The 24,620-nt window shown below is 71.5% G+C and carries 22 protein-coding genes and 1 tRNA gene; 10 read left to right on the top strand and 13 right to left on the bottom strand.

The features are described from left to right. Nucleotides 1-318: 318 nt before the first annotated feature. From VGN74_RS10870 to VGN74_RS10850, 5 genes are all read right to left on the bottom strand, one after another. Entirely contained in the window at nucleotides 319-3,693 is a 3,375-nt protein-coding gene (locus VGN74_RS10870; protein WP_327448061.1) for a class I SAM-dependent DNA methyltransferase, read from the bottom strand. A gap of 215 nt (nucleotides 3,694-3,908) precedes the next feature. Then, nucleotides 3,909-4,481: a GIY-YIG nuclease family protein gene (locus VGN74_RS10865; protein WP_327448059.1), complete on the bottom strand. Its 573-nt coding sequence runs from the start codon at nucleotides 4,479-4,481 to the stop codon at nucleotides 3,909-3,911. A gap of 96 nt (nucleotides 4,482-4,577) precedes the next feature. Next, nucleotides 4,578-5,075: a hypothetical protein gene (locus VGN74_RS10860; RefSeq protein ID WP_327448057.1), complete on the bottom strand. Its 498-nt coding sequence runs from the start codon at nucleotides 5,073-5,075 to the stop codon at nucleotides 4,578-4,580. Nucleotides 5,076-5,230: 155 nt separating this feature from the next. Next, nucleotides 5,231-5,307 (bottom strand) — tRNA-Arg (locus VGN74_RS10855). Between the two features lie 69 nt (nucleotides 5,308-5,376). After that, nucleotides 5,377-5,949: a hypothetical protein gene (locus VGN74_RS10850; RefSeq protein WP_327448055.1), complete on the bottom strand. Its 573-nt coding sequence runs from the start codon at nucleotides 5,947-5,949 to the stop codon at nucleotides 5,377-5,379. A 103-nt stretch (nucleotides 5,950-6,052) separates the two neighbouring features. Between VGN74_RS10850 and VGN74_RS10845 the strand changes: the two genes are divergently transcribed. Further along, a complete protein-coding gene (locus VGN74_RS10845) occupies nucleotides 6,053-7,816 on the top strand; it encodes a gamma-glutamyltransferase family protein (RefSeq protein WP_327448053.1) in 1,764 nt (587 codons plus the stop codon). A 25-nt stretch (nucleotides 7,817-7,841) separates the two neighbouring features. On the opposite strand, the gene VGN74_RS10840 is transcribed toward VGN74_RS10845, so the two are convergent. After that, nucleotides 7,842-9,308, bottom strand: coding sequence for a HAMP domain-containing sensor histidine kinase (locus VGN74_RS10840; protein ID WP_327448051.1), 1,467 nt, complete (start codon nucleotides 9,306-9,308; stop codon nucleotides 7,842-7,844). Further along, nucleotides 9,305-10,024 (bottom strand): TVP38/TMEM64 family protein, encoded by a 720-nt coding sequence (locus VGN74_RS10835; protein WP_327448049.1) that lies wholly within the window; start codon nucleotides 10,022-10,024, stop codon nucleotides 9,305-9,307. Before VGN74_RS10835 ends, VGN74_RS10840 begins: the two co-directional genes overlap by 4 nt. Nucleotides 10,025-10,137: 113 nt before the next feature. On the opposite strand from VGN74_RS10835, the gene rpmH reads away from it, so the two are divergent. The 9 genes from rpmH to VGN74_RS10790 all read left to right on the top strand — a co-directional run bounded on the left by rpmH (nucleotide 10,138) and on the right by VGN74_RS10790 (nucleotide 17,798). Continuing rightward, nucleotides 10,138-10,272 (top strand): 50S ribosomal protein L34, encoded by a 135-nt coding sequence (gene rpmH, locus VGN74_RS10830; protein WP_122465063.1) that lies wholly within the window; start codon nucleotides 10,138-10,140, stop codon nucleotides 10,270-10,272. Nucleotides 10,273-10,314: 42 nt separating this feature from the next. Beyond that, nucleotides 10,315-10,710 (top strand): ribonuclease P protein component, encoded by a 396-nt coding sequence (rnpA, locus tag VGN74_RS10825; protein ID WP_327448043.1) that lies wholly within the window; start codon nucleotides 10,315-10,317, stop codon nucleotides 10,708-10,710. A 6-nt stretch (nucleotides 10,711-10,716) separates the two neighbouring features. Further along, nucleotides 10,717-12,546, top strand: coding sequence for a membrane protein insertase YidC (gene yidC, locus VGN74_RS10820; RefSeq protein ID WP_327448041.1), 1,830 nt, complete (start codon nucleotides 10,717-10,719; stop codon nucleotides 12,544-12,546). Then, complete coding sequence (gene yihA / locus VGN74_RS10815; protein WP_327448039.1) at nucleotides 12,543-13,229, top strand: ribosome biogenesis GTP-binding protein YihA/YsxC; 687 nt, start codon at nucleotides 12,543-12,545, stop codon at nucleotides 13,227-13,229. The genes yidC and yihA overlap by 4 nt, the downstream gene beginning before the upstream one ends. A 24-nt stretch (nucleotides 13,230-13,253) precedes the next feature. Next, entirely contained in the window at nucleotides 13,254-14,255 is a 1,002-nt protein-coding gene (locus tag VGN74_RS10810; RefSeq protein WP_327448037.1) for an LLM class flavin-dependent oxidoreductase, read from the top strand. Nucleotides 14,256-14,310: 55 nt separating this feature from the next. Further along, nucleotides 14,311-15,261 (top strand): acetylglutamate kinase, encoded by a 951-nt coding sequence (gene argB, locus VGN74_RS10805; protein ID WP_327448035.1) that lies wholly within the window; start codon nucleotides 14,311-14,313, stop codon nucleotides 15,259-15,261. Nucleotides 15,262-15,455: 194 nt separating this feature from the next. Beyond that, entirely contained in the window at nucleotides 15,456-16,163 is a 708-nt protein-coding gene (locus VGN74_RS10800) for a pyrimidine 5'-nucleotidase (protein ID WP_414643570.1), read from the top strand. A 7-nt stretch (nucleotides 16,164-16,170) separates the two neighbouring features. Then, entirely contained in the window at nucleotides 16,171-17,022 is an 852-nt protein-coding gene (dapD, locus tag VGN74_RS10795) for a 2,3,4,5-tetrahydropyridine-2,6-dicarboxylate N-succinyltransferase (protein ID WP_327448033.1), read from the top strand. A gap of 5 nt (nucleotides 17,023-17,027) precedes the next feature. Beyond that, entirely contained in the window at nucleotides 17,028-17,798 is a 771-nt protein-coding gene (locus tag VGN74_RS10790; protein ID WP_327448031.1) for an A24 family peptidase, read from the top strand. Nucleotides 17,799-17,805: 7 nt separating this feature from the next. Here VGN74_RS10790 and gspM read toward each other — a convergent pair whose 3' ends face one another. The 6 genes from gspM to gspD are packed head-to-tail and all read right to left on the bottom strand — an operon-like array spanning nucleotide 17,806 to nucleotide 24,603. Next, nucleotides 17,806-18,270, bottom strand: a complete 465-nt coding sequence (gene gspM, locus VGN74_RS10785; RefSeq protein WP_327448029.1) for a type II secretion system protein GspM — start codon at nucleotides 18,268-18,270, stop codon at nucleotides 17,806-17,808. Continuing rightward, a complete protein-coding gene (gene gspL / locus VGN74_RS10780; RefSeq protein ID WP_327448027.1) occupies nucleotides 18,267-19,370 on the bottom strand; it encodes a type II secretion system protein GspL in 1,104 nt (367 codons plus the stop codon). The genes gspM and gspL overlap by 4 nt, the downstream gene beginning before the upstream one ends. Before the next feature lie 3 nt (nucleotides 19,371-19,373). Further along, a complete protein-coding gene (gene gspG / locus VGN74_RS10775; protein ID WP_327448025.1) occupies nucleotides 19,374-19,832 on the bottom strand; it encodes a type II secretion system major pseudopilin GspG in 459 nt (152 codons plus the stop codon). A gap of 6 nt (nucleotides 19,833-19,838) precedes the next feature. Beyond that, nucleotides 19,839-21,053: a type II secretion system inner membrane protein GspF gene (gene gspF / locus VGN74_RS10770; RefSeq protein ID WP_327448023.1), complete on the bottom strand. Its 1,215-nt coding sequence runs from the start codon at nucleotides 21,051-21,053 to the stop codon at nucleotides 19,839-19,841. After that, complete coding sequence (gene gspE / locus VGN74_RS10765; protein WP_327448021.1) at nucleotides 21,050-22,543, bottom strand: type II secretion system ATPase GspE; 1,494 nt, start codon at nucleotides 22,541-22,543, stop codon at nucleotides 21,050-21,052. Before gspE ends, gspF begins: the two co-directional genes overlap by 4 nt. Next, on the bottom strand, nucleotides 22,540-24,603 hold the full coding sequence (gene gspD, locus VGN74_RS10760) for a type II secretion system secretin GspD (protein ID WP_327448019.1): 2,064 nt from the start codon (nucleotides 24,601-24,603) through the stop codon (nucleotides 22,540-22,542). Before gspD ends, gspE begins: the two co-directional genes overlap by 4 nt. Between the last annotated feature and the right edge of the window lie 17 nt (nucleotides 24,604-24,620).

The following is a 24,620-nucleotide window of genomic DNA, read 5'->3' as shown; positions in this document are numbered from 1 at the left end:
TCAATTGGATCAGCATGGGGTTGGCGATGAGCGCCTTCGTCTTCGGGCTGGTTGGTGCGTGGCGGTGGTATCAGGCCTCACTGGTCAAGACTGACCCAGATTGGTCGCCCCATGGAGGCCCTGTTGATCCAACGCAGTCGCTGTCAGAGCTTCTGCTCTCCAACCTAGAGGCATCGGCCAAGGCAGCAGAGTTGAACCGCCGGGCCGCAGTCGCAACAGCTGTGGCGGCCCTTCTTTCAGCTGCCTCGACCCTGTCAGCCGCCTTCACGTAAGCTTCTGACCCCCGGATGCGGAAGGTGCTAACGCAGTCAGCACGACCTACGCCACCCGCCGCGCAGCATAGGTCCCGTCAGGCAGCGGGATGATTTCGGCGTAGCGGACGAGGGTGCGAAGCGCCTGGACCACCCGCTGCTCGATCTTCTTGCCGCCGCCCTTGAAGGCGCGGGACACGGCGGCGGCGTCCATGGGACGGTTCGCGGCCTGAAGCACGGCGCGGATCGCCATGACCTGTTCGCCCTTGTCCTTCGGGAAGGCGGGGAGACCCTTGTCGATGGCGACGATCTTGGCCCCGAGGTCCAGTTCGCCGGTCTTCGCGGAAGCGGCGCCCTTGGCGAAGCGGGGGATTTGGTAGTCCGGGCGCAGCCAGCGGACATGACCCGCGGCCTCCTCCTTCGCCCGCTCGGCGTTCAGGGCGACCAGCTTTTCGAGGATTTCCTCGTCGCTCAGGTCATGCGGCCAGCCATAGGCGTCGGCGGTCGCCCGGTCGATCTGGTCGTGCAGGTCCTTGAGGATCAGCACCCGTCCGCGCGACTTCACGTCGGCCTCGGCGGGCGTCAGCTCGGCCCCGGCGCGCACCTTCTCCAGCACATTGTAGAGCCCGGTCAGGGTCAGGTCCGGATGCTCGGCCTGCACCGTCTTGCGTGTGGCGTCGAGTTCCTCGCCGAGGGCGCGCAGGCGCGCGCGGGTGGCCTCGTCGGCGTCGGGGAAGGGGAAGGGGTCGAAAGAAAGCTGGTTCTGATAGCGAGGACGATCTTCTAGCGTTCCAGCCCCCCAGAGCGTCCATGCTAAATGAACGCGGGATGAAAGTACCGATAGCTGCCAGGGTTCGCTGAGCGCGATTACGATGACTCCACCGTCAGCCAATACTTCAGGGTTATCCACCGGCACAAAAAATCTGTGCTTGGAGACTTCGCTCGTGACCAGATATCGTTCAATACCATGAACAGCGTCCCTCATCTCGGGGCGAGGACGTCCGAATAACCACCATTTATTCCTGAATCCTTCGTCCTTGTTTCTGAGCCGATCATCGCGAACGCGCTCAAGTAAATGCTGATACAAGTAGGGATATTCAACCCTAGCCTCTTGCTCAATCATGCCGAAAAAATCGATGACCCACTCGGCGGGCCGTGCGCGATTGATGCTCATGCCGGTGAGATACGGTCGGATCAAATGTGCGCTGTCCTTTTGGCGTTGGATCAGCAGCTCTCGCTCAGATTGATTAAGCCGGAAGCCATCCCCAACGAGTTTTACGCCTTGCCAGCAGACACCTGCGTTGGCCTGCATTCGCAACGTCCGATAAATGGAAAGGCCGATCTGGAACTTCTCGTTCACAAGGCCTTCTTGGCGCGTGAGCTCAACGATAGCTTCGCTTTCGTCGGCCCAGCGCTCATGTGTAACTAGATCAACAGCGCCCGCTTTTTCGCCAAGCTCAATGCAGCCGAGGCTCACGCGAACACGAGCGGCTCCCTCGACGTCCATCCAGGGATGGTCAGGTATGGCCCAGACAAGCGAGATGGGTTTCTTGGCTCCGAGATACGCGGCGAGCAGTCGACGGCTGTAGAACTGCGTAATCGAATTTGTAGACACTAGTCCGGCCCGGCGGGTCTTGGATTTTTGCACTAGCTGCGCGGCCCTGTTCCACCAGTAGAGGACGTAGTCTACCGATTTAGGAATGTCTGGCTCCGCCTTCCGAAGTGCAGTGACGTATTCCTCGGTCAGATAGGCCTTGAGCCGTTTTGACCCGATGAACGGCGGGTTCCCCACGATGAACTCCGCCTCCGGCCATTCCGGCCTCCGCGCATTCGGAAAGACCTGCACCGCCTGCCCGTCCCGCATCTCGAACTGCAGCTCGGGATACCCGTCCCAGGTCAGGACCGCGTCCTTCTGCTGGATGTTGCCGAAGGCCTTGAGAATGGGCTCGGCGGGGTGCTCCGAGCGGTTGCGATAGTGCTGCTGCAGATAGCCGATCCACAGCACAAGCTCGGCGATGGCGGCGGCGCGGACGTTCAGCTCGATGCCGAGGAACTGATGCGGATCGACGGTCTCTAGCCCTATGCCTTCGGTCTCGCCCAGCTCGGCGAGGGCTTCGAGCACCTCGCCCTCCAGCCGCTTCATCAGCTCCAGCGCGACATAGAGGAAGTTGCCGGTACCGCAGGCGGGGTCGAGCACGCGGGTGGTGCACAGCTGGTGGTGGAAGGCGCGGATGGCGGCCACGGCCTCCTTCAGCTCGCCCCGGTCCCGCGCATCCCCGGCCTTGATCTGGGCGGCGGTCCAGTCTTCGCGCAGCGGCTCCATGACCGTCACCTCGACCAGCCGCTCGACATAGGACCGGGGGGTGTAGTGCGCGCCCAGCTTGCGCCTCTCCGCCGGGTCCAGCGCCTGTTCGACGAGGGTCCCGAAGATCGCGGGCTCGACGTAGCGCCAGTCGTGCCCCGCCGCCGCCAGTAGCTCGCCGATTTCCTCCCGGGTCATGGGGAAGGCCCGGGCGTCGCGGAACAGTTTGCCGTTGAAGTGCCGCAGGTGGGTCTTGAAACCCGAGAAGAAGCGGTTGTCGTAGTCAGGGTCGTCCATCCGCTTCCACAGGTCGCGCAGCAGCGGGGCAAAGCTGTCGGGACTGTCGAGGCACTCCTGAAGCAGGCGGGTGAACTCGCCCCGGGGAAGCAGGTCCACGTCCTCGGCGAACATAGTGAAGATGCTCCGCATCAGGAACTGGGCCACCTCCTCGGCGGGGTGGTTGCGCTCCAGCCGCCGGGACACCGCGGCGAGACGTTCAGCGATCTGGCGCGTGACCTGGGCCGACTTCTTTGATGGGTCGAGCGCATGCGGATCGGTCCAGATCGTGCGGAGACGCGCTGCGATATCCGGGTTGCGCAGGTCCTCCAGCTTGATGCGGAAGCCCTTGCGGTCCGGAAAGTGGGTGTAGGCCCGACCGCTGCCGGAGAAGTCAGCGTAGACCTCGAACACATAGCCGACGTCGCAGACGAGGATGAACGGCGGGGCCGGATGGTCGGGAGGCAGGCGGAAGACATAGTCCTCGGCCTGGCGACGCGCATTGCGCATCAGCGTGTCCCACTTGCCCTCGGCGGACGCCAGCGAGGCCCCGTCCTCGGGCTTGAAGAAGGACAGCTGCGCCCCGCCATCGTCCCGCTGGCTGGCCCGGGACTGCTTGGCCTCAAGGATGAAGCAGCCGCGTTTGTAGAGGTCGATACGGGTGGTCGAGGCGACACCCTCGGACTCGCGCCGCTTCACCCCACGCTCGAAGACGTAGTCGTTGGACCGATTGTCGTCGCTGGCCGGATCGGGCCGCGGAAGCTCCAGCGCCTCGCACAGCTCCGTCAGGAACATCTGGTAGTTGGCCCGCTCGGCCCCGCCCCGTCGGGCGCTCCAGCGTTCTATGAAGTCATTCAGGTCCACGGCATCCCCCGGCGGCGCAGTTGTGCCCACTAAACCGCGCGGTGCAAGCGGGAAGGCATGCGACCAATTCTGGCGCAGCGAAAGGCGAAGGTGAGCTCCAGGGAGGCGGCAAAATGAAACGTCACGCCACAGGGGTGAAAGGCTGTCTGATCGTCCTGGCCGCTTTCGCGCTGGGCCTCTGTTTGCCCGTCGTGGTCGTCATGCTGCTGTAGCGACTACCCCGCACTTCGAACGTTCCACGGCAGGTCGAACGTCTGGATCAGCCCCAGCTCCAGCCCCGCATCACCGCTGACAGGCAGCCCGTTCCATTCAAGCGCCGGGGGCATGGCGACGTAGACCTCGATCAGCGGCCCCTGGCTCGCGATCTGCTGGCGGATGACCTCGTTCAGCCGAACGCTGGTCTTCTGGGTGGCTCCGGGCTTGCCGTAGAAGTAGAGGCGCTTCGCCAGGCCCATGGTGGCGAGCCCAACATACATGGCGCGGCCCTCGACGACGAAGGCATAGACGCCGCGCTCCTTCGGCACGGGACGGTCAAGCCGGAGGATCGCCGCTTCAAGGACCCAGCGGGCAACGGGACGGAAACCTCCAGCGACGAGCGTCTCCACCGTGAGCGACGGCTTGGCCCGCGGCAGGACGGGCGTCGAGCTCCTTCCCTTGGCCGGGGCGCTCACGCCAGCCTGCCTCAGCACATTGTAGGCGTGCTGGTAGCGGACCCCCATCCGCCGCGCGATCTCGGTGGTGGACAGCCCTTGCTTGGCCAGAGCCCGGATTTGCTCAGACTTGGTCATCACCCCCCGACCCCGAGCTGCGCCAATCCGCCCGGAAAGCCCTTTGGCTCGGCGCGGGTAAGCTCCACATCGTCCGCCCATCGCGGTGGTGAGACATCAATCCAGATCGGCCAGCGGGTCAAACTCCGGTCCCCGGAACGCCAGCGACTTCAGGTAGGCGTGCCCGCGCTTCGTCCAGAAGGCCGCTACGCTCAGGGAGGTCACGCTGCCCGCGGCGATAGCCGTGCAGAGGTTCCAGCACATGGAGGGAGGCAAAAAGCCGCCGACGTCGAACCGCGTGCGCGTAGCGTGCAGGCTCCCTACGGCCTTGATGGCCTGCTCAGGGCGTCGTTGACGCTCCGGACTGCCAGCCTCAAGGCCCTCCCGACCAAAGAACCTGGCGACGGTCTCCCTCCCCCTGAACTTCTTTGGCTCAAGGCACTCAATGGGGAACTGCAGTGACAGGAGCTCGGCGTAAGGGTCGTCCTCGCGGCGATCATGCTGGAGGCTGAAACTGCAGGTGATCGACGGCCTTCGCACCCAAAAGCGGAACTCATCGAACAAAGGGGCCGGTTCTGGTGATCGCTTTGCCATGGTCCGCTTCTCCAGCGGCATCTTGCGCCCACCCGCCTCAGCACGTCGACACGTGGTGTGGGGGCTAGGAGCAGAAACCCACGGGACCAGGGCGCTGCGAGAGGCGATGTAAAAAGCGATGAAAGACCCCCGCTACAGGAGGTCTAACTCGTTGATTTTCCGAGATTTCAGGAAAATGGCGCGCCCGGAACGATTCGAACGTCCGACCCTCAGATTCGTAGTCTGATGCTCTATCCAGCTGAGCTACGGGCGCGCTGCCGCCTTGCAGGCAGGGGCGGGTCCATAGCGGAGGCCGGGCGCGGGGGCAAGCCCGGAAAATGGATCAATCCGGCAGAAGTCCCGCCGGCGGCGTCTCGCCGGGCGGAATCGAGGCCCAGGTGACGGCCACCACCCACCAGCGCTGGCCATCGTTGAACAGATGGATGGCGTTGACGCCCCGGTCGAAGGGCGCGGCCTCCGGCGTTGCGCGGCTCTCGTAGCCCGACAGCAGCGCCGTCACCGCCCCCAGCCGCTCGCTGCGCCGGCCGGTCTCCGTCTCGAAGAAGCCGCGCCCGGTGAGCACCGGCCCGTTGCGGGCGATATAGTCCTCGACCGTCATGCGCCGGGCGCGCGGCGTCCCGTCGGGCCCCGCGCCGGTCCCCGTCAGGGTCGCGCCGGGCAGGAACAGGGCGCGGAACCGGTCCCAGTCGCGCGCCTGTCCGGCCGGCCCCGAGATCACGGCATAGAGGGCGGCGATGATGGCGTCCTCGGAAACATGGTCGGCGGCGTGGGGCGACGGCGTCGCCTGCACCGACCCCGGGGGCGCCGGCAGGGCGACGACCGGCTGCCCCGTCGCGATCAGGGCCGCGACGGCGGCGAACAGGCGCAGAGGGCGGGGGCGGACGGCGGGACGCATCTCGGGGCTCCGGTCTGACGGCCTCCACACTGGACCCGCGGCGCCCTTTCGTCGAGCCGCCGCAGCGGCCACATTGCGGGCTCGTCGTTCAAGGTCCTGTCGCATGCGTCGTCGTCCCCTCCCCGTCTCCCGTTCCGTCCGCCGCGCCGGGCTCGCGGCGCTCGCCGCGCTGGCGGTCGCCGCCTGCGCCGTGCCGGGATCGAGGACCCCGGACGTCGCCCCCACGGCGACCGACGTCGCTCCCGCCCCCACACCCGCCCCCGTCCCGGTCGCCCGTGGCCCTCTGGTCAGCGCCGCCAATCCGCTGGCGGTCGAGGCGGGCATGGCGGTGCTGAACCGCGGCGGCTCGGCGGTCGACGCCGCCGTGGCGGTGCAGGCCGTGCTCGGCCTCGTCGAACCCCAGTCCTCCGGCCTCGCCGGCGGGGCCTTCCTGATGCACTACGACGCCGCAACCGGCGCGGTGACCGCCTATGACGGCCGCGAGACCGCCCCGGCGGCGGCCGGCCCCGACCTGTTCTTTGGCGAGGACGGCCGGCCGCTCGGCTACGCCGACGCCGTCCTGTCGGGCCGCTCGACCGGCGCGCCCGGCGTCGTGCCCATGCTGGCCATGGCCCAGGCGGCGCACGGGCGGCTGCCCTGGTCCAGCCTGTTCGGATCGGCCGAGCGTCTGGCCGAGGACGGCTTCACCGTCACCCCGCGCCTGGCCGGCATGATCGCCAGCCGCGCGCCGCAGATGACCACCCCGGACGCCCGCGCCTGGTTCACCCGCCCGGACGGCCAGCTCCACGCCGCCGGCGACCTGCTGCGCCGCCCGGCCTATGCCGAGACCGTACGCCTCATCGCCCGCGACGGGGCCGAGGCCTTCCGCCGCGGCCCGCTGGCCGAGGCGATCGTCGCCGCCGTCGCCCGCGACCCCCGCCCGGGCGCCCTGACCCTCGCCGACCTCGAGGCCTATCGGCCGCTGGAGCGCGGGGCTCTGTGCCGCCCCTACCGGGTCTATGTCATCTGCGTGCCGCCGCCGCCGTCCAGCGGCGTGGCGGTGCTGCAGCTGCTGGCCATGGCCGAACAGACCCCGGCCATCACCGGCGGGCCGGACGACCCCGAGGCCTGGGCCGCCTTCGCCCGGCTGCAGCGGCTGATGTACGCCGACCGCGATCGTTACGTCGGCGACCCGGCCTTCGTCGGGGTGCCGGTCGAGGGCCTGCTCGACCCCGACTATGTCGCCGCCCGCGCCGCCCTCGCCCCCGGCCTGACCGGCCCGGCCGAGCCTGGCGTGCCGCCCGGCGGCCGCCTGACCGCCGTCGACCGGACGCAGGAGCCCGCCGGCACCTCCCACTTCGTCATCGTCGACGCCGAGGGCGACGCGGTCAGCATGACCACCACGGTGGAGAGCATCTTCGGCTCGGGCCGCATGGCCGGCGGCCTGTTCCTCAACAACCAGCTGACCGACTTCTCGCGCAGTGGCGAGGGCGCCAACGCCCCGGCCGGCGGCAAGCGGCCGCGCTCGTCGATGTCGCCGGTCATCATCCTCGACCGCGAGGGCCGTTTCGTCGGGGCCCTCGGCTCGCCGGGCGGCACCTCGATCCTCGCCTACAACGCCCGCGCCCTGATCGCCGTGCTGGACTGGGGCCTGCCGATGCAGGCGGCCTTCGACCTGCCCAACCTCGTCGCCCGCGGGGCCGGCTTCGGGGCCGACACGGGCCGCTTCAGCCCCGAGCTGCGCGAGGCCCTGGCCGCGCAGGGGATCCCCCTGGCGCCCAACGCCTCGGAGACCTCCGGCCTGCATGGGGCGATCTGGCGCGACGGCCGCTGGGACGCCGGGGCCGACGATCGCCGCGAGGGCGTGGTCGCCGTCGCGGCCCCCTGAGGGGCCCGGGCGGGTTCAGCCGGGTTCAGGCCGGCAGCACCAGCTCGAACACCGTGCCCTGCGGGCCGGTCTCGACGAGGGTCAGGTCGCCGCCGTGGGCCTGGGCCAGCTCGCGCGCGATGGCGAGGCCCAGGCCGGTGCCGCCGCGCGCCCCGGTGACGAACGGCTGGAACAGCCGCTCGCGCACCCGCTCCGGCACGCCGGGACCGTCGTCCTCGAGCCGGAGCACCCAGGCGCCCTCGTCCTTGCGGGCGCTGACCCGCACCTGTCCCCGGCCCTCGCGCGCCGGATCGTTGAGGATGGCCTGACGGGCATTGCGCATCAGGTTGACGAGGATGCGGTGCAGCTGGTCCGGGTCGGCCGACACCGCCATCCGCGCCGCAATCCGCCGCTCCAGCCGCACCCCGTCGGCGTCGAGGTCGGCGTCCTCGGCGGCGGCCTCCACCGCCGCAGCCAGCGGCACGCGCCGGCGCACCGGGGCCGGCTCCTCCGAGCGGCCATAGTCCAGCACATTGCGCGACAGGTCCGAGGCCCGGGTCAGGGCCCGCTCCAGCCGCGGCAGGGCGCGCGCCACCATCGGGTCCGGCGAGGCCGCCAGCCGCTCCGAGGCCATCTGGGCCGAGGTCAGCATGTTCCTCAGGTCGTGGTTGATCCGCGCCACCGCCTCGCCCAGCGCCACCAGCCGCTGGCGCGACTGCAGCGACTGGCGCACCTCGGCCTGCATCCGCGCCAGTTCGCGCTCGACCTGGCCGATGGCGTCATCGCGCGCGCTCGGGGCCTCGGTCGGGGCGTGGGGGTCCTCGGCGAAGCGCTCGATGGCCCGCGTCACCCGCCCCAGCGGCCGCAGCACCAGCAGCGCCAGACCGGCGTAGAGCAGCCCCCCCGCCGCCGCGGCGATGGCCAGCGACAGCAGCAGGGTGTTGAGCAGATAGGCGCGCAGTTCAAGCTTGAGCGGCTCGGCCGGGGCGACGATCTCGATATAGTCGCCGGTGCGATAGCGCGGCGCCGCCCGCACCCGGATCGACCGGTCCGGGTGCCCCGCCAGGGTCTGCCAAGGGTCGAGCAGCCAGGCCCCGAGGCTGTCCCGCCGCAGGTCGATGAAGTCCGGCGTGCGCGGCAGGGCCGGGGCCTGCAGCAGCAGGCGCAGCACCCCCTGGTCGCTGACGGCGACGGCGGTCACCCCGCCGATGGCCAGCAGCTGGTCCCCGGTCTCCGGCTCGACCGCCGAATAGGGCAGGGCCTCGACCCCGACCGAGGCCAGCTCGGCCGACTGCAGCCGGTCGCGCAGCCAGCGCTCGTGGAAGGTCGCGGCGCTGGGCGCCAGGATCAGCACGGCCACCACGGCGGTGAAGACGGCGGTCAGCAGCAGCAGGCGCGTGGCCAAGGGGTCGGGCCCGCTGATCCGCTGGCGCACCCCGGCCGCCGCGGCCGTCAGCCAGGCCCCGCCCCTGGCCAGTCGCGGCCTCAAGCCCTCGTTCGCCGCACCGCTCATGCCGCCCGCCGTCGCAGCACGAGGGCGCGGCCGGCGCGCAGCAGCAGCGGCAGCACCACCGCCAGCACGAACACCCCCGTCAGCGGGGCCCAGAACTGGGCGAACAGGGCCTTCACGTCGGGATCCGGGTCCACCTTCAACAGCTCGTCCAGACGCGAGCCGATCCAGCAGTAGATGATATGCGCCGGCAAGAGACCGATCACCGTCGCCAGGCTGTAGGGGCCGAGGCGCACGGCCATCAGCCCCGCCGCGACGTTGATCATGTGGAACGGCACCACCACCGCGAGGCGGCTGGCCAGCACGTACCAGAAGGTGTTGCGGTCGATGCTGGCGCAGACCCGGTCCAGCAGGCCGCCGTCCCCCATGCGCCGGCGCAGGCTCTCCCCGAGGGTGGTCCGCGCCACGGCATAGACCGCCAGCGCCCCGGCGGTGGCCGCGATCGAGGTGGCGACCCCGCCGACCCAGGGGCCGAACAGATAGCCGGCGGTGATCGTGACGAAGAAGACGCCCGGCACCACGCTGGCGGTCAGCGCCGCGAACACCAGCATGAGCAGCAGCAGCGCCGGCAGATAGTGGGCGGCGACGAAGGCCTGCATCTCCTCGCCGTGCCGCTGGACGGTCTCCAGCGACAGATAGCGGTTCAGGCCGGTCCCGAACACGAGGGCCAGGCCCAGGAGCACAAGGATGAGCGGCCAGAGCCGTTTAAGGTGGTTCATTCTCGCTCCAGCGGCGGCTCCGCCCTTGACGGCCGGGGCCCCCACCCGTATAGGCCCGCCCTTCCTGAGCGGCGGACCTGTCCGTCGCCCCACCCTGACCAACGGAGCCGACCGTGAAGCGGACCTATCAGCCGTCGCGACTCGTGCGCAAGCGCCGTCACGGGTTCCGCGCGCGCATGGCCACCAAGAACGGCCAGAAGATCGTTGCGCGTCGCCGCGCCAAGGGCCGCAAGAAGCTCACGGCCTGATCGCGCTTGTGAGCTCCTCCCCGTTCCTGACGGGGGCGAGCCATGACGGAACACCCTGACATCCAGCGCCTGACCCGGCGGCCCCAGTTTCTGGCGGCCGCCAAAGGCCGTTCCGAGGCCCGCGGCGCCGTCGTCGTCCAGCGCCTGGCGCGCGAGGACGGCAGCCCGCACGTCGGCGTCGGCTTCACCGCCACCCGCAAGATCGGCGGCGCCGTGGTCCGCAACCGCGCCAAGCGCCGCCTGCGCGAGGCCGCGCGCGCCCTGCTGCCGCGGCTCGGGGAGCCCGGCTGCGACTATGTGCTTGTGGCCCGCATGGGCACGACGGTCCGCCCGTGGGACCGTTTGCTTGACGATGTCGCCTCGGCCCTTACAAGGCTGGCGACCCAGGGGGCCCCGCCCCGGACGCCGCGCCCGCCCGCGCCCGGCCAGGACAGCTGACGCCGCATGAACACCGAGAACAGCCGCAACACGATCATCTTCGTGGTGATCACCGGCCTCATCCTGATCCTGTACCAGCTGTTCGTGCTGGAGCCGCAGGCGCAGCAGCGCCGCGCCGCCCAGGCTGAACAGGCCGCCGTCGCTGCAGCTACCGGCCTGCCGGTGGGCGAGGATGCCCCGACCGCCGGCTCCGGCCTGATCACCGACCGCGCCCAGGCCCTGGCCGCCTCGGCCCGGGTGCCGATCGAGACCCCGACCCTGAGCGGTTCGCTGTCGCTGCTGGGCGGCCGCGTCGACGACCTGTTCCTGAGTAACTACCGCCAGACGCTGGACGCCGACTCCCCGCCGGTGGAGCTGTTCCGGCCGCAGGGCATGGAGCACGCCTTCTTCGCCCAGTTCGGCTGGACGGCCCAGAACATCCCGGGCGGCGTGCCCGGCCCGAACACCGTCTGGCGCCTGACGTCGGGCGAGCGCCTGACCCCGGAAACGCCCATCACCCTGACCTGGGACAACGGCCAGGGCCTGCGCTTCACCCGCGAGGTCAGCGTCGACGACCAGTACGTCTTCACCGTGCGCGACACCGTCGCCAACCTGTCGGCCCAGCCCGTCACCCTCGCCCCCTACGGCCTGGTCGAGCGCGACGGCATCCCGTCGGACCTCGGCAAGCAGTTCATCCTGCACGAGGGCGCGATCGGGACCTTCGTCGACGGCGACCGCGCCACCACCCGCCAGATCAAGTACGGCGACTGGGCCAAGCGCCCGCGCGAGGAGTTCACCTCCACCGGCGGCTGGCTCGGCGTCACCGACAAGTACTGGCTGGCCGCTATCCTCCCGGACCAGGCCGACGAGGTGACCGGCGTCGTCACCATGCGCGGCGAGGCCGGGACCGGCGTTTACCGCACGCGCCTGCAGTCCGAAGCCGTGACGATCAATCCGGGCCGCCAGGTCACCGAGACCCAGCACCTGTTCGCCGGCGCCAAGCGCAACGAGATCCTCAGCGCCTATGAGGACAGCCTCGGCCTGCCGCGCTTCATCTACGCCATCGACTGGGGGATGTTCTGGTTCTTGACCCGGCCGATCTTCCTGACCGTGGAGTTCTTCTTCGGCATCCTCGGCAACTTCGGCCTGGCCATCCTGGCCCTGACCGTCGTGGTCAAGCTGATCATGTTCCCGCTGGCCAACAAGGCCTACGAGAGCCTCTCCAAGATGCGCACGCTCGCGCCCAAGATGGAGGAGATCAAGAAGAAGCACGGCGCTGATCCGCAGAAGCAGCAGCAGGAAATGATGGCCCTGTATCAGCGGGAGAAGATCAACCCGCTGGCCGGCTGCCTGCCCATCCTCGTGCAGATCCCGGTGTTCTACGCCCTGTACAAGGTGCTGTTCGTCACCATCGAGATGCGGCACGCGCCCTTCTTCGGCTGGATCCAGGACCTGTCGGCGCGCGACCCGTCGAACATCTGGAACCTGTTCGGCCTGATCCCGTGGAACCCGGACTCGGCCCCGCTGATCGGCGGCCTGATCGGCAGCGCCGCGACCGGCGGCTTCACCCTCGGCCTGTCGATCCTGGCCATCGTCTACGGCCTGACCATGTGGCTGCAGCAGGCGATGAACCCGCCGGCGCCGGATCCGGTGCAACGCCAGATCTTCTCGCTGATGCCGATCCTGTTCACCTTCATCATGGCCCCCTTCGCGGCCGGCCTGCTGATCTACTGGACGTGGAACAACATCCTCTCGATCCTGCAGCAGTATTTCATCATGCACCGCTTCAAGGCCGAGAACCCGATCGACGACTTCATCGCGAAGGTGAAGGCGCGCACTGCGTCGAAGAAGGCGTGACCGGCTCCTCAGCCGACACGCCCGGCGCGGAGGGCCCCGGCGCGGACGGGCCCGATCTCGAAGCTCTCGAGCGGGCGCGCGTCGTCTTCGCCCGCCCGGCCACCTTCGTGCTCGGCTGCGCCAAGATCGAGCAACTGCCCGATCCCGATCTGCCCGAGGTGGCCTTCGCCGGCCGCTCCAATGTCGGCAAGTCCAGCCTGATCAACGCCCTCGTGGGCATGAAGGGCCTGGCCCGCGCCTCCAACGAGCCGGGCCGCACGCGCGAGGTCAACTTCTTCGACCTGGACGGCAAGCTGCGCCTCGTCGACCTGCCGGGCTATGGCTGGGCCAAGGCCTCGAAGGGCGAGGTCAAACGCTTCCAGAACCTCGGCCGGGACTATCTGCGCGGCCGGGTCACGCTGAAGCGGGTCTATCTGCTGATCGACTCGCGCCACGGCCTCAAGGCCGTCGACACCGAGGCGCTCGACGCCCTCGACCTCGCCGCCGTGTCCTACCAGATCGTCCTGACCAAGGCCGACAAGCTCAAGAAGGGCGAGGGCGAGCGCATGATCGCGGCCACCCTCAAGGCGGTGTCCAAGCGCCCCGCCGCCTATCCCGAAGTGGCCCTGACCTCGTCCGAGACCGGCCTCGGCATGCCCGAGCTCCGCCTGGCCATCATGACCGCCACCGGGGTTGAGCCCTGAGGGCGGGGTCCCCACCTGCCGTCCATGACGCCCCTGTCCGTGCTCGATCTCGCTCCGGTGCCCGAGGGCTCCGGGACAGGCGAGGCCCTCGCCGCCACCCTTGATCTGGCCCGCGCCGCCGAGCAGGCGGGCTACCGCCGCTACTGGCTGGCCGAGCACCACAACATGCCGGGCATCGCCTCGGCCGCCACCAGCGTGGTCATCGGCGCGGTCGCGGCCGCCACCTCGACGATCCGGGTCGGGGCCGGCGGGATCATGCTGCCGAACCACGCCCCGCTGCAGATCGCCGAGCAGTTCGGCACCCTCGACGCCCTCTACCCCGGCCGTATCGACCTCGGCCTCGGCCGCGCCCCCGGCACGGACATGGCCACCGCCCGGGCCCTGCGCCGCACGCTGGAGGGCGACGTCGACCGCTTCCCGCAGGATGTGCTGGAGCTGCTGCAGTGGTTCGCCCCGGTCCAGCCGGGCCAGCGCGTCGCCGCCCATCCCGGCGAGGGTCGCGCCGTGCCGGTCTGGATCCTCGGCTCCTCGACCTATGGCGCGCAGCTCGCCGCCCGCCTCGGCCTGCCCTACGCCTTCGCCAGCCACTTCGCGCCCGGCGAGCTGATGTCGGCCATCGCCCTGTACCGCCAGCTGTTCCAGCCCTCGGAGCGGCTGGACCGGCCGCATGTCATGCTGGGTTTCAACGTCTTCGCCGCCGACAGCGAGGCGGAGGCCCGACGCCTGTTCAGCTCGGTGCGGCAGGCCTTCGTCAACCTGCGCTCCGGACGGCCCGGCAAGCTGCCGCCGCCGCGGGACGACTTCGAGGCGACCCTGACGCCGGAGGCCCGCGCCATGCTGGACGGGGCCCTGGCCTGCTCGGCCGTGGGGACCCCGGACCAGGTGCGGACCCGGCTGGCCGACTTCGTCGCCCGCACCGGCGCGGACGAGATCATGGTCACCAGCCAGATCTGGGACCCGGCGGCCCGCCGGCGCAGCTACGCCCTGCTGGCCGAGGTCTGGCGCGACCGGTCGGCGGCCGCCTGAACCGCGGCGCGCGGGGCGCGTGACAGGGGGGACCGCGCCCTGTATCTGCGCCGCCATGAGCGAACATCCCCGCCCCGCCAGCCCCAGCGAAAGCGAGAAGGACGCCCAGGCCTGGGCCACCGCCCGCACCCTGGCCGAGGCCCTGCCCTTCATCCAGGTCTATGACCGCGAGACCGTGGTCATCAAGTACGGCGGCCACGCCATGGGCGAGGAAGCCGTGGCGAAGCAGTTCGCCGCCGATGTGGTGCTGCTCAAGCTGATGGGCGTGAACCCGGTCGTCGTGCACGGCGGCGGTCCGCAGATCAGCGCCATGCTGGACCGGGCCGGGGTCAAGTCGAACTTCGTCGACGGCCTGCGCGTGACCGACGCCGACACCATGCAGGTGGCCGAGATGGTCCTGTCCGGCGCGGTCAACAAGGAGATCGCCCACTGGATCACCATGGCCGGCAAGGAGGCCGATGTGCGCGGCGTCGGCCTGTCGGGCAAGGACGCCGGCCTGCTGACGGTGGAGAAGACCACCCGCACCCGCCGCGACCCGGACAGCCTGATCGAGCACGAGGTCGACCTCGGCTTTGTCGGCGAGCCCACGAAGGTCGATCCCAAGCTGATCGCCGGCCTGATCGCCTCGGAGACCGAGGACTGGGTGCCGGTGGTGGCCCCGATCGGCGTGGCCGAGGACGGGCGCACCTACAACGTCAACGCCGACACCGTGGCCGGGGCGCTGGCCGGGGCCCTGAAGGCCAAGCGTATGCTGCTGCTCACCGACGTGCCGGGGGTGAAGGGCGCGGACGGCCAGATCATCCGCCAGATGACCGTCGGCGACGCCTCGCGCCTGATCGACGAGGGCGTCGCCACCGGCGGCATGATCCCCAAGCTGCAGACGGCCATGGCCGCCATCCGCGCCGGGGTCGAGGCCGTGGTCATCCTCGACGGCCGCCGCCCCCACGCCATGCTCGTCGAGCTGTTCACCGAGACCGGCGCCGGCACCCTGGTGAAGGCGGGATGACGTCGCACGACCCTTTTTCCTCCCCACAAGGTGGGGAGGGGGACCGCGAAGCGGTGGAGGGGCCCGGTCGCCAGGGCGACCGGAGGGCGGTGGAGGGGCCCGGTCGCCAGGGCGACCGGAGGGCGGTGGAGGGGCCCGGTCGCCAGGGCGACAGGCAGTCAGTCGAAGAGCGACAGAGCGCCGACAGCCCCTCCATCTCGCCGGCTCCGCCGGCGAGCCACCTCCCCATTCGCTCCGCGAACAGGGAGGAGAGTTTCGCCAATCTCGCCCATGTCGAGGCCTGGATCTTCGACATGGACGACACCCTGTACCCCGCCGAACAGGGGGTCATGCGGCTGGTGCAGGAGCGCATCAACGCCTTCATGGTCGCTGCCGTGGGCCTGCCGACCGACGAGGCGCGCACCCTGCAGCGCCAGTTTCTCGAGGAGTACGGCACCACCCTCGCCGGGCTGATGGCCAACTACGCCGTCGACCCCAGGCACTTCCTCGACGAGGTCCACGACGTGCCGCTGGACAGCCTCGAGCCGCACCCGGAACTGGCCGACGCCCTGATGGCCCTGCCCGGCCGCAAGTTCGTCCTGACCAACGCCGCCCGCTCCCACGCCGACCGGGTGCTGCACCGGCTCGGGATCACCCCCTGTTTCGAGGCCGTGCACGCCATCGAGGACATGGACCTGACCCCCAAGCCGGCCCCCTCGACCTTCCGCCGCTTCCTCGAGCTGCACGACATCGCCGCCCACCACGCCGTCTTCTTCGAGGACACGCCGCGCAATCTCGAGCCGGCCAAGGCCATGGGCATGACCACCGTGCTGGTCGGCGACGGCCGCGGCCGCCCTGTCGGCGACTGGATCGACCACATCACCCCGGACCTGATGTCCTTCCTCCTCCCCCACACGCGCTGAGGATTTCATGAGCCACGACCTCGTCTCCGTCATCGAAGCCGCCTGGGAGGACCGGGCCCAGGTCTCCGCCGCCACCCATGGCGAGGTGCGCCAGGCGGTCGAGCGCGCCCTGTCCATGCTCGATTCCGGCGAGGCCCGCGTGGCCGAGCGCGGCGTCGACGGGACTTGGACCACTCACCAGTGGCTGAAGAAGGCGGTGCTCCTGTCGTTCCGGCTCAACGACAACCAGATCCTGCGCGCCGGCGACCGCGGCATGAACAGCCCGGCCCCGGGCATCGGCCCCTTCTGGGACAAGGTGCCGAACAAGTTCGGCGACATGACCGCCACCGAGTTCCAGTCCGCCGGCTTCCGCGCCGTGCCCGGCGCCGTGGTCCGCCGCGGGGCCTTCATCGGCAGGAACGTCGTGCTGATGCCCAGCTTCGTGAACATCGGCGCGTACGTCGGCGAGGGGACCATGGTCGACACCTGGGCCACGGTCGGCTCCTGCGCCCAGATCGGGAAGAACGTGCACCTGTCCGGCGGGGCCGGCATCGGCGGCGTGCTGGAGCCGCTGCAGGCCAATCCGACCATCATCGAGGACGGCTGCTTCATCGGCGCCCGGGCCGAGGTGGCCGAGGGCGTCATCGTCCGCGAGGGCGCGGTGCTGGCCATGGGGGTCTATCTGTCGGGCTCGACGAAGATCGTCGACCGCGCCACCGGCGAGGTGTTCCGCGGCGAGGTGCCGGCGTACTCGGTCGTCGTCCCCGGCGCCCTGCCCGACCCGAACGGCGGCCCGTCGCTCTACTGCGCCGTGATCGTCAAGCGCGTGGACGCCCAGACCCGCGCCAAGACCGGCGTCAACGAGCTGCTGCGCGACTGACGCCCGTGCCCGGGCCTGTCCTCGATCCCGGTATTCTGGCCCTGCTCGGCGGCGGGCTGGGCCTGATCCTCGGCAGCTTCATCGGCCTCGTCGCCGACCGGCTGCCGCGGGACGAGGACGTCATCTTCCGGCCGTCGCGCTGCGACGCCTGCGGGACCCCGCTCAAGCCCTGGCACATGATCCCGGTGCTCAGCTGGCTGATCCAGCGCGGCCGCGCCGCCGACTGCGGCGCTCCCCTGTCGCCCCGTCTTCCGGCGGTCGAGCTGGCGGCGGCGGCGCTGGGCGTCTGGGCCGCCCTGCACCATCAGGGCGAGGTCTGGCCGGCGCTGGCCACCGCCCTGCTCGGCTGGCAGCTGCTTCTGATCGCCCTGATCGACGCCGAGCACTTCTGGCTGCCCGACCTGCTGACCTGGCCGCTCGCCCTCACCGGCCTCGCCGCCGCGGCCCTGCTGGCCCCCGACACACTGATGGAGCGCGGCATCGGTGTCGTCGCCGGCTTCGTCATTCTGTGGGCGGTGGGCTGGCTCTACGCCTGTCTTCGTCGGCGACAGGGGCTGGGCGGCGGCGACCCCTTCCTGTTCGGCGCCGCGGGGGCCTGGGTCGGCTGGATGGGGCTGCCCTCGGTGCTGCTGTGGGGCTCCGCCGCCGGGCTCAGCCTCGTGCTGGCGCGGGTCCTGCTGCGCCGCCCGGTGACCATGAGCGACCGCCTCCCGTTCGGGACCTTCCTCGCCGCCGGGATCTGGCTGGTCTGGCTCTACGGCCCGCTGGGGCTCTGAGCGCCACCTACCCCCGCAGCACGCCCTCGGCGCGCAGGGTGGCGTCAGCGTTCTCGGTCACGCCCAGCTCGCGCACGACCAGCCCGGCGCGCTCCAGCTCGGCCAGCCAGACGAACAGCGGACCGGTGCCCGCCCCGCTGACGGCGAAGCGCACCGTCCCGTCGTCGCCGGGGGTGAAAGCGGCCGTCACCCCCGCGGCGCTGGCGGCCGCCGCGGCGACGTTCTCGACCTCGGGAGCCGTGCGCCCGCCCGCGCCCGTGCTGCGCCCGGACAGGGCCGACAGCAGGGCATGGTCCGCCTCGGCCCGCATCAGGTCGCGCGCGGCGTCCTCGCGGAACGCCAGCAGGGGCGCCAAGATCGCAAACCAGCCGAGGAACAGGGCGATGGCCACGCCCATGCCCGCCAGCATGCGCTGCTCGCGCACGCTGCGCCCGGCCAGCCAGCCGCGCGCGCTCGTGAACAGGCCGCTCATGCCGCGCCCCCGACGATCAGATCGGCGATGAAGCCGCCCTCGCGCGGCTCCACCGTCTCCTCGGTCAGGCCGTAGCCGCGCGCCGTCATCCCCGCCTTGATCCGTTCCAGATCCCCCGGCTCCGCATAGGTCAGGGTCGCCCGCAGGGTCCCGCCCGCGTCGCTGACCAGCGCGTCCAGATCGGCGCTCGACACCCCCTCCATGGCCCCGAACAGGGCCGCGGCCGCCGCCGCCGCGCCCCCCGGCGGCGGCAGCTCGCCGGCCCGTCGCCGCGCCTCTGCGGCCGGATCGGCCCCGGGCGGCAGGTCGGGAAAGAGGCCCTGCGCCAGGGTCCGGCTCTCGGCCTCCAGCGCCCGGGCCGCGCCGCCGTCGCGCGCCCCCTCGGCCGCGAGCACCAGCAGCGGCGAGATCGCCAGCGCCGCCGCCAGCGTCAACGGCAGCCGCCAGCGCCGCCAGCCGCCCGCCTCGCCTCGCGCAGGCCCGGCGATCAGGTTCAGCGGCGGGTTGAGGGCGGCGGCGATGAGCAGCTGCTCCACCGCCTCCGGCCGCTCGACCGGGACGATCCGGCGCTCCCCGGCCAGCAACGGCGCCAACTCCGGCTCGACGCTGGCGCACAGGTCGCGGCCGCGCAGGGCCACCCGCGGGCCGAACCGCACGGCCGTCACGGTGTCGTCCGTCTCCGGTTCCGGGATCACCAGACTGTCCGGCAGCAGCACGTCCGCCTCCAGTCCCAGCGTCCGCACCCAGTCGCGCCAGCCCTCGACGGTCGCGCGCGTCGCCACCGCCGCCAGCCGGGGCGCGTCCGGCGCCCCCGGGGACAGGGCCAGCGTCAGCCGCTCCGGCTCCTCGGCCAGCCCCTCGCGCAGCGACAGCAGCGCCGCCGCCCGGGCCTGCGCCTCCGTGCGCGCCGCCACCTGCACCCGCCGCACCGTCACCTCGCTGCCGGGGACGATGACGACGGTACGCATCTCGCCCACCGGGACCGGGTCGCCCGGCCCGATCTGGCCGCGCGCCAGCACCTGGCCGGCGGCGTCGAGGCTCAGCCAGGGGGCGGGGTCGCCGGCGACCGGCGGCAGCAGGATCAGGCGCGTGCGCGACATGCCTCAGCCGGCGTTCCAGTTGCCGATGTCGGCGTCATTGCCCTCGCCGCCCTCGCGGCCGTCCGCGCCCCAGGACCAGACGTCGAACTGGCCGCCATGGGCCGAGGGCTGCCGGTACTGGTAGGGGTTGCCCCACGGGTCCTCCGGCAGCCGCCGCACATAGCCGCCCTGACGGTAGCGCTCCGGCTGGGCCAGCCCGGCCGGCGGCGCCACCAGCGCCTGCAGCCCCTGCTCGGTCGTCGGGAACACCAGGTTGTCGAGGCGATAGGTCTCCACCGCCTGCTCCAGCGTCGCCACGTCGGCCCGGGCCTTGCCGGTCATGGCCCGGTCCTGGCTGGGCAGGACGTTGATCGCCACCACCGTCGCCAGCAGGCCGATGATGACGATCACCACCATCAGCTCCACCAGGGTGAAGCCGGCGCGGCGGTCGGAACGACGGGTGCGGGGACGCGAACGGGTCATGCGGGGTCAGCCCAGGGTCAGGGTGTTGATCTGCAGGATCGGCAGCAGGATCGACAGGACGATGAGGGCGACGAGGCCGCCCATGATGACGATGATGGCCGGCTCCAGAAGGCTCAGCATCACCGCGGTGAAGGTGCGCACCTCGCGCTCCAGATAGTCGGCGGCGCGGTCCAGCAGGGTCTCCAGCCGACCGCTGCTCTCGCCCGAGGCGGTCATATAGACGAGGATCGGCGGGAAGACGTCGGCGCGGCGCATGGCGGCGGACAGGCCGCCGCCCTCGCGCACCGCCTCGGCCATGGCCACCGTCGAGGCCTTTAGCACGGTGTTCGGCACCGTCCGGGCGGTGATGGCCAGTCCCTCCAGCACCGGCAGGCCCGAGGCCAGCATGATCGACAGGGTGCGGGCCATGCGCGCGGCGTGCAGGTCGCGGGTCAGCCGGCCGAGCACCGGCGCCTTCAGCACCGCCCCGTCGAAGCGCAGCCGAACCGCCGGCCGGTGCAGCGCCGCCGCCCCCGCCAGCGCCGCCAGCAGACCCAGCAGCAGGATCAGCCAGCCCCAGTCCCGCAGCCCCTCGGACAGGCCGATGACGATGCGCGTCAACAGCGGCAGCTGCTGGCCCAGGCTCTCGAACTGCTCCACCACCCGCGGCACGACGAAGGCCATCAGCACCCCGATGACGCCCAGCGCCACGATGGCCAGCACCGCCGGATAGACCAGCGCCGTCACCACCTTGCCGCGGATCTCCGCCTGCCGCTCCAGCAGGTCGGCGAGCCGTTCCAGAATCGGCGCCAGCGCGCCGGAGCCCTCCCCCGCCGCGACCATGGCCCGGTACAGTGGCGGGAAGGCCCGCGGCTCGCGCCCCATGGCGTCGGACAGGCGGTAGCCCTCCAGCACCCCCGTATGGACGTTGCCCAGCACCGCCCGCAGCGCCGGCTTCTCGGTCTGCAGCGTCAGGGTGCGCAGGGCCTCCTCCAGCGGAGACACGGTCACCAGGGTGGCCAGCTGGCGCGTCACCAGCGCCAGGGTCCCGCCGCTCATCCGCCCGCGGCCCGGCCGCGCCGCTCCGGTCGCCGGGGCGCGTCCCGCCGGGGCGAGCTCGACCGGGGTCAGGCGGCGCCGGGCCAGCTCGGCGCGCGCCGCGGCCTCGTCAACGGCGGTCACCACCCCCGATCGGGTGCGGCCGGCGGTATCCACCGCTGTCCAGGCGAAGCCGGTGCTCACGCCGCCGCCTCGCGGCCGTCGGCGGCGGTCTCCTGCCGAGACACCCGCACCGCCTCCTCGACGCTGGTCACCCCCTCCAGCACCAGCGCCCGGGCCTGGGCCGCCAGCGTGTCCGCCGGCTTCAGGGCGGCGGCGGCGAGGGCGTCCTCGCCCGCGTCCTCCGCGATCAGCCGGCGCGCCGCGTCATCGACGCGCAGGATCTCGTAGACCCCCACCCGGCCGACATAGCCGGTCTGGTGGCAGTCGCCGCAGCCGTGCGGCCGCCACACGGTCTGGCCCGGCGTGACCCCCACCAGCCGCGCCGTCGCCGCGTCCGCCGGCTCGGCCCGCCGGCACGAGGGGCACAGCCGGCGCACCAGCCGCTGGGCCGCAATCAGCCGCAGGGTCGAGGCCAGCAGGAAGGGCTCCACCCCCATGTCGCGCAGGCGCGTCACCGCCCCGGCCGCGTCATTGGTGTGCACCGTCGACAGCACCAGATGCCCGGTCAGCGCCGCCTGCACGGCGATCGCCGCGGTCTCGGCGTCGCGGATCTCGCCGACCATGACCACGTCCGGGTCCTGCCGCAGGATGGCGCGCAGGCCCGCGGCGAAGGTCATGCCGACCTTGCTGTTGACCTGGGTCTGGCCAACCCCGTCCACGGCGTACTCCACCGGGTCCTCGACCGTCAGGATGTTGCGGCGGCCGTCGTTCAGCTGCTGCAGTCCGGCGTAGAGGGTCGTGGTCTTGCCCGAGCCGGTCGGACCGGTGACCAGCAGGATGCCATTCGGCTCGCGCAGCGCCCCTTCGAAGGCGTCAAGGGTGGCCGGGGCCATGCCCAGCTGCGCCAGCCCCAGCCCGGCCTGGGCCTTGTCGAGGATCCGCAGCACCACCCGCTCGCCGGCCCGCGACGGCAGGGTCGAGACCCGCACATCCAGTGTCCGGCCGCCCAGCGTCAGCGGGATGCGCCCGTCCTGCGGCACCCGCCGCTCGGCGATGTCCAGCCGCGCCATGACCTTGACCCGGCTGACCAGCAGGGGCGTCACCCGCGGGCTCAGGCTCAGCACCTCGCGCAGCACCCCGTCGACCCGCAGTCGCACCACCAGCGCGGTCTCATAGGGCTCGATGTGGATGTCCGAGGCCCCGACCCGCACCGCCTCGGCGATGACCCCGTTGATCAGGCGGATGATCGGCGCGTCGTCGCTGCTGTCCAGCAGGTCGGCGACGGCCGGGATCTCGTCGACCAGCCCGTCCAGCCCCGTCGGCATGTCGAGGTCGTCACCCGCGGCGAAGCCGTCGCCGGCGTAGATTTCCGACAGGCGGCGGTCGAACTCGCCGGCCTCGACCGTCTCCACCTGCAGCGGTCGGCCCAGCACCCGCCGCGCCTCGACCAGCGCCAGCGGGTCGGCCCCGCGGCGCACGGCCACCAGCGCCCGCTCCCCCTCGACGGCGAGCAGGGTCACGCCGTGACGTTTGGCGAAGCCATAGGGCAGCGCGGGCACGGTGGCGTTCACGGGATCGGCTGCCCCTCGATCCCCGTCGGCGGCTCGGGCGCGGCCGGCGGCTGGGTGCGGATGTAGTCGCGCAGCAGCACGTCGATCGACGGCTCGGCCGCCGGGTCGATGGCCAGCTGGCTGGCCCGCACCTGACCGTAGCGGTTGGCCGCCACCCGCGCCGCATCGGCTGGCCCGCGCAGGATCGTCGGCCGGATGAAGATCACCAGATTGGTCCGCTCGTTCGACCGGGAGGTCGAGCGGAACAGCGCCCCGACGCCGGGCAGATCGCCCAGCACCGGCACGCGGTCGGCGCTCAGGGTCTCGGCCTGCGACAGCAGCCCCCCGGCCACGGCGATCTCGCCGTCGCCGATGACGAGGGTGTTCTCCAGCTCGCGCTTGTTCAGCACCAGATCGGTGGCCGAGGCGGTCAGCGACCGGTTGATCGACGACACCTCCTGCCGGACATTGAGGGTGATCGAGCCGCCGGCATTGATCTGCGGCCGCACCGTCAGCTTGACGCCGATGTCCTGCCGCTCGGTGGTGGTGAAGGGGTTGGACTGGCCGTCCAGCAGGGTCCGGCCCGTCGTGATCGGGATCTCCTGCCCGACCAGGATCTCCGCCTCCTCGTTGTCCAGCGTCACCAGCGACGGCGTCGACAGGATGTTGGAGCCGGTGTCGGATTTCACCGCATTGACGATCGCGCCCAGCAGTACGTCGCCGACCTGGCCGCCGCCGCCACCGACCAGACCGTTCAGCGTCAGCAGGCTGTTCAGCGCCGCCTGCTGCACGCCCTGCCGCACCGGGTCATCGGCGTCGAGGCCATCAGCGGCAATGGCCCCGCCGATGGCGGTCAGCGGCGCAGGGGAATTGCCATAGCTGGTCACGAACAGCGGATTGCCGTCCTCGCCGGCCGCGCCCCACTGCACCCCCAGCTCGCGCAGGGCCTGGTCGGTCAGCTCGACCACGATGGCCTCGACCAGCACCTGCTGGCGCGGGCTGTCCAGCCGGCCGATCACCTCGGCGAGGGTCCGCTGCATCTCCGGCGAGGCGGAGATGACCAGGGCGTTGGCGCCCGGTACCCGCGCCACCGTGGCGAGGCGCTCGCCCGACGGCGTCGCGGCGGCGGCCACGGCCGGAACCGCTGCCCCCTCGCCCGTCGTCGGCGCCTCGGCCACCGAGGAGCGTCCGGCCGTCGTCGCCGTCACCGGCTGGCCGACGATCTCCTGCAGCACCGGCAGCAGCTGCTGGGCGTCGGCGTTCTCGAGGAACACCACCTGGATGTCCTGGGCGCTGGCGGCGCGGCCGTCGAGGTCGCGGGCCAGACCGGACACGCGCGCCACCGCCTCCGGATCACCGCGCAGCACAAGGGTGTTGGAGCTGATCACCGGCGTCACCGTGACCAGCCCGGGCGCGCCGCCCGGCCCGGCCAGCACCTCGTCCAGCACCCCGGCGATCTCGCGCGCCGAGGCGTTGTCCAGCGCCACCACCTCGAAGGCGGCGCGGTCGACGTCGATGCGGCCGATCAGGGCGCGGATGCGCGCCAGATTGTCGGCGAAGTCGGCCACCACCACGCTGTTGCCGGCGGGGTTGGCCAGCACCTGGCCCTGCGGCCCGACCAGCGGGCGGATGGTCTCGGCGGCCGAGGCGGCGTCGAGGTGGCGCAGGGCGAACACCTCGGTGGCGAAGCGCTCGGCGCCGACCGTGGCCGGCCCCTGCGCCGCGCCCGCCGCGGGGCTGATACGGTAGGCCCCCGAGGCGGTCGGCGTCACCACCAGACCGTTGGCGCGCAGGGTCGACAGGAACACCTCGAACAGCTGGGCCCGGCTGAGCGGCCGGTCGCTGGACACGGTCACTGTGCCCGACACTGCGGGATCGACGATGAAGGTCCGGCCGGTGGAGCGAGCGATGTCCTGGATGAAGGCCCGGATGTCGGCGCCCTGCACGTTCAGCGTCTGGCCGGCCTGCGGCGCGACGGGCGCGGCGCCCGCCAGCGGCGGCGTGGCGGCGGTGCTCAGGACCGCCAGCGCCGACACGGCGACGGCGAGCGGGCGGCGGGCGGCGGGCGGAAGCTGGATCAAGGGCCGGTCCTTCTGCC

Origin of the sequence: Brevundimonas sp. (assembly GCF_035998205.1) — a bacterium.
Lineage (GTDB): Bacteria > Pseudomonadota > Alphaproteobacteria > Caulobacterales > Caulobacteraceae > Brevundimonas.
The sequence above is the reverse complement of the archived record's forward strand: the minus strand, read 5'-3'. Positions and strand labels throughout refer to the sequence as shown.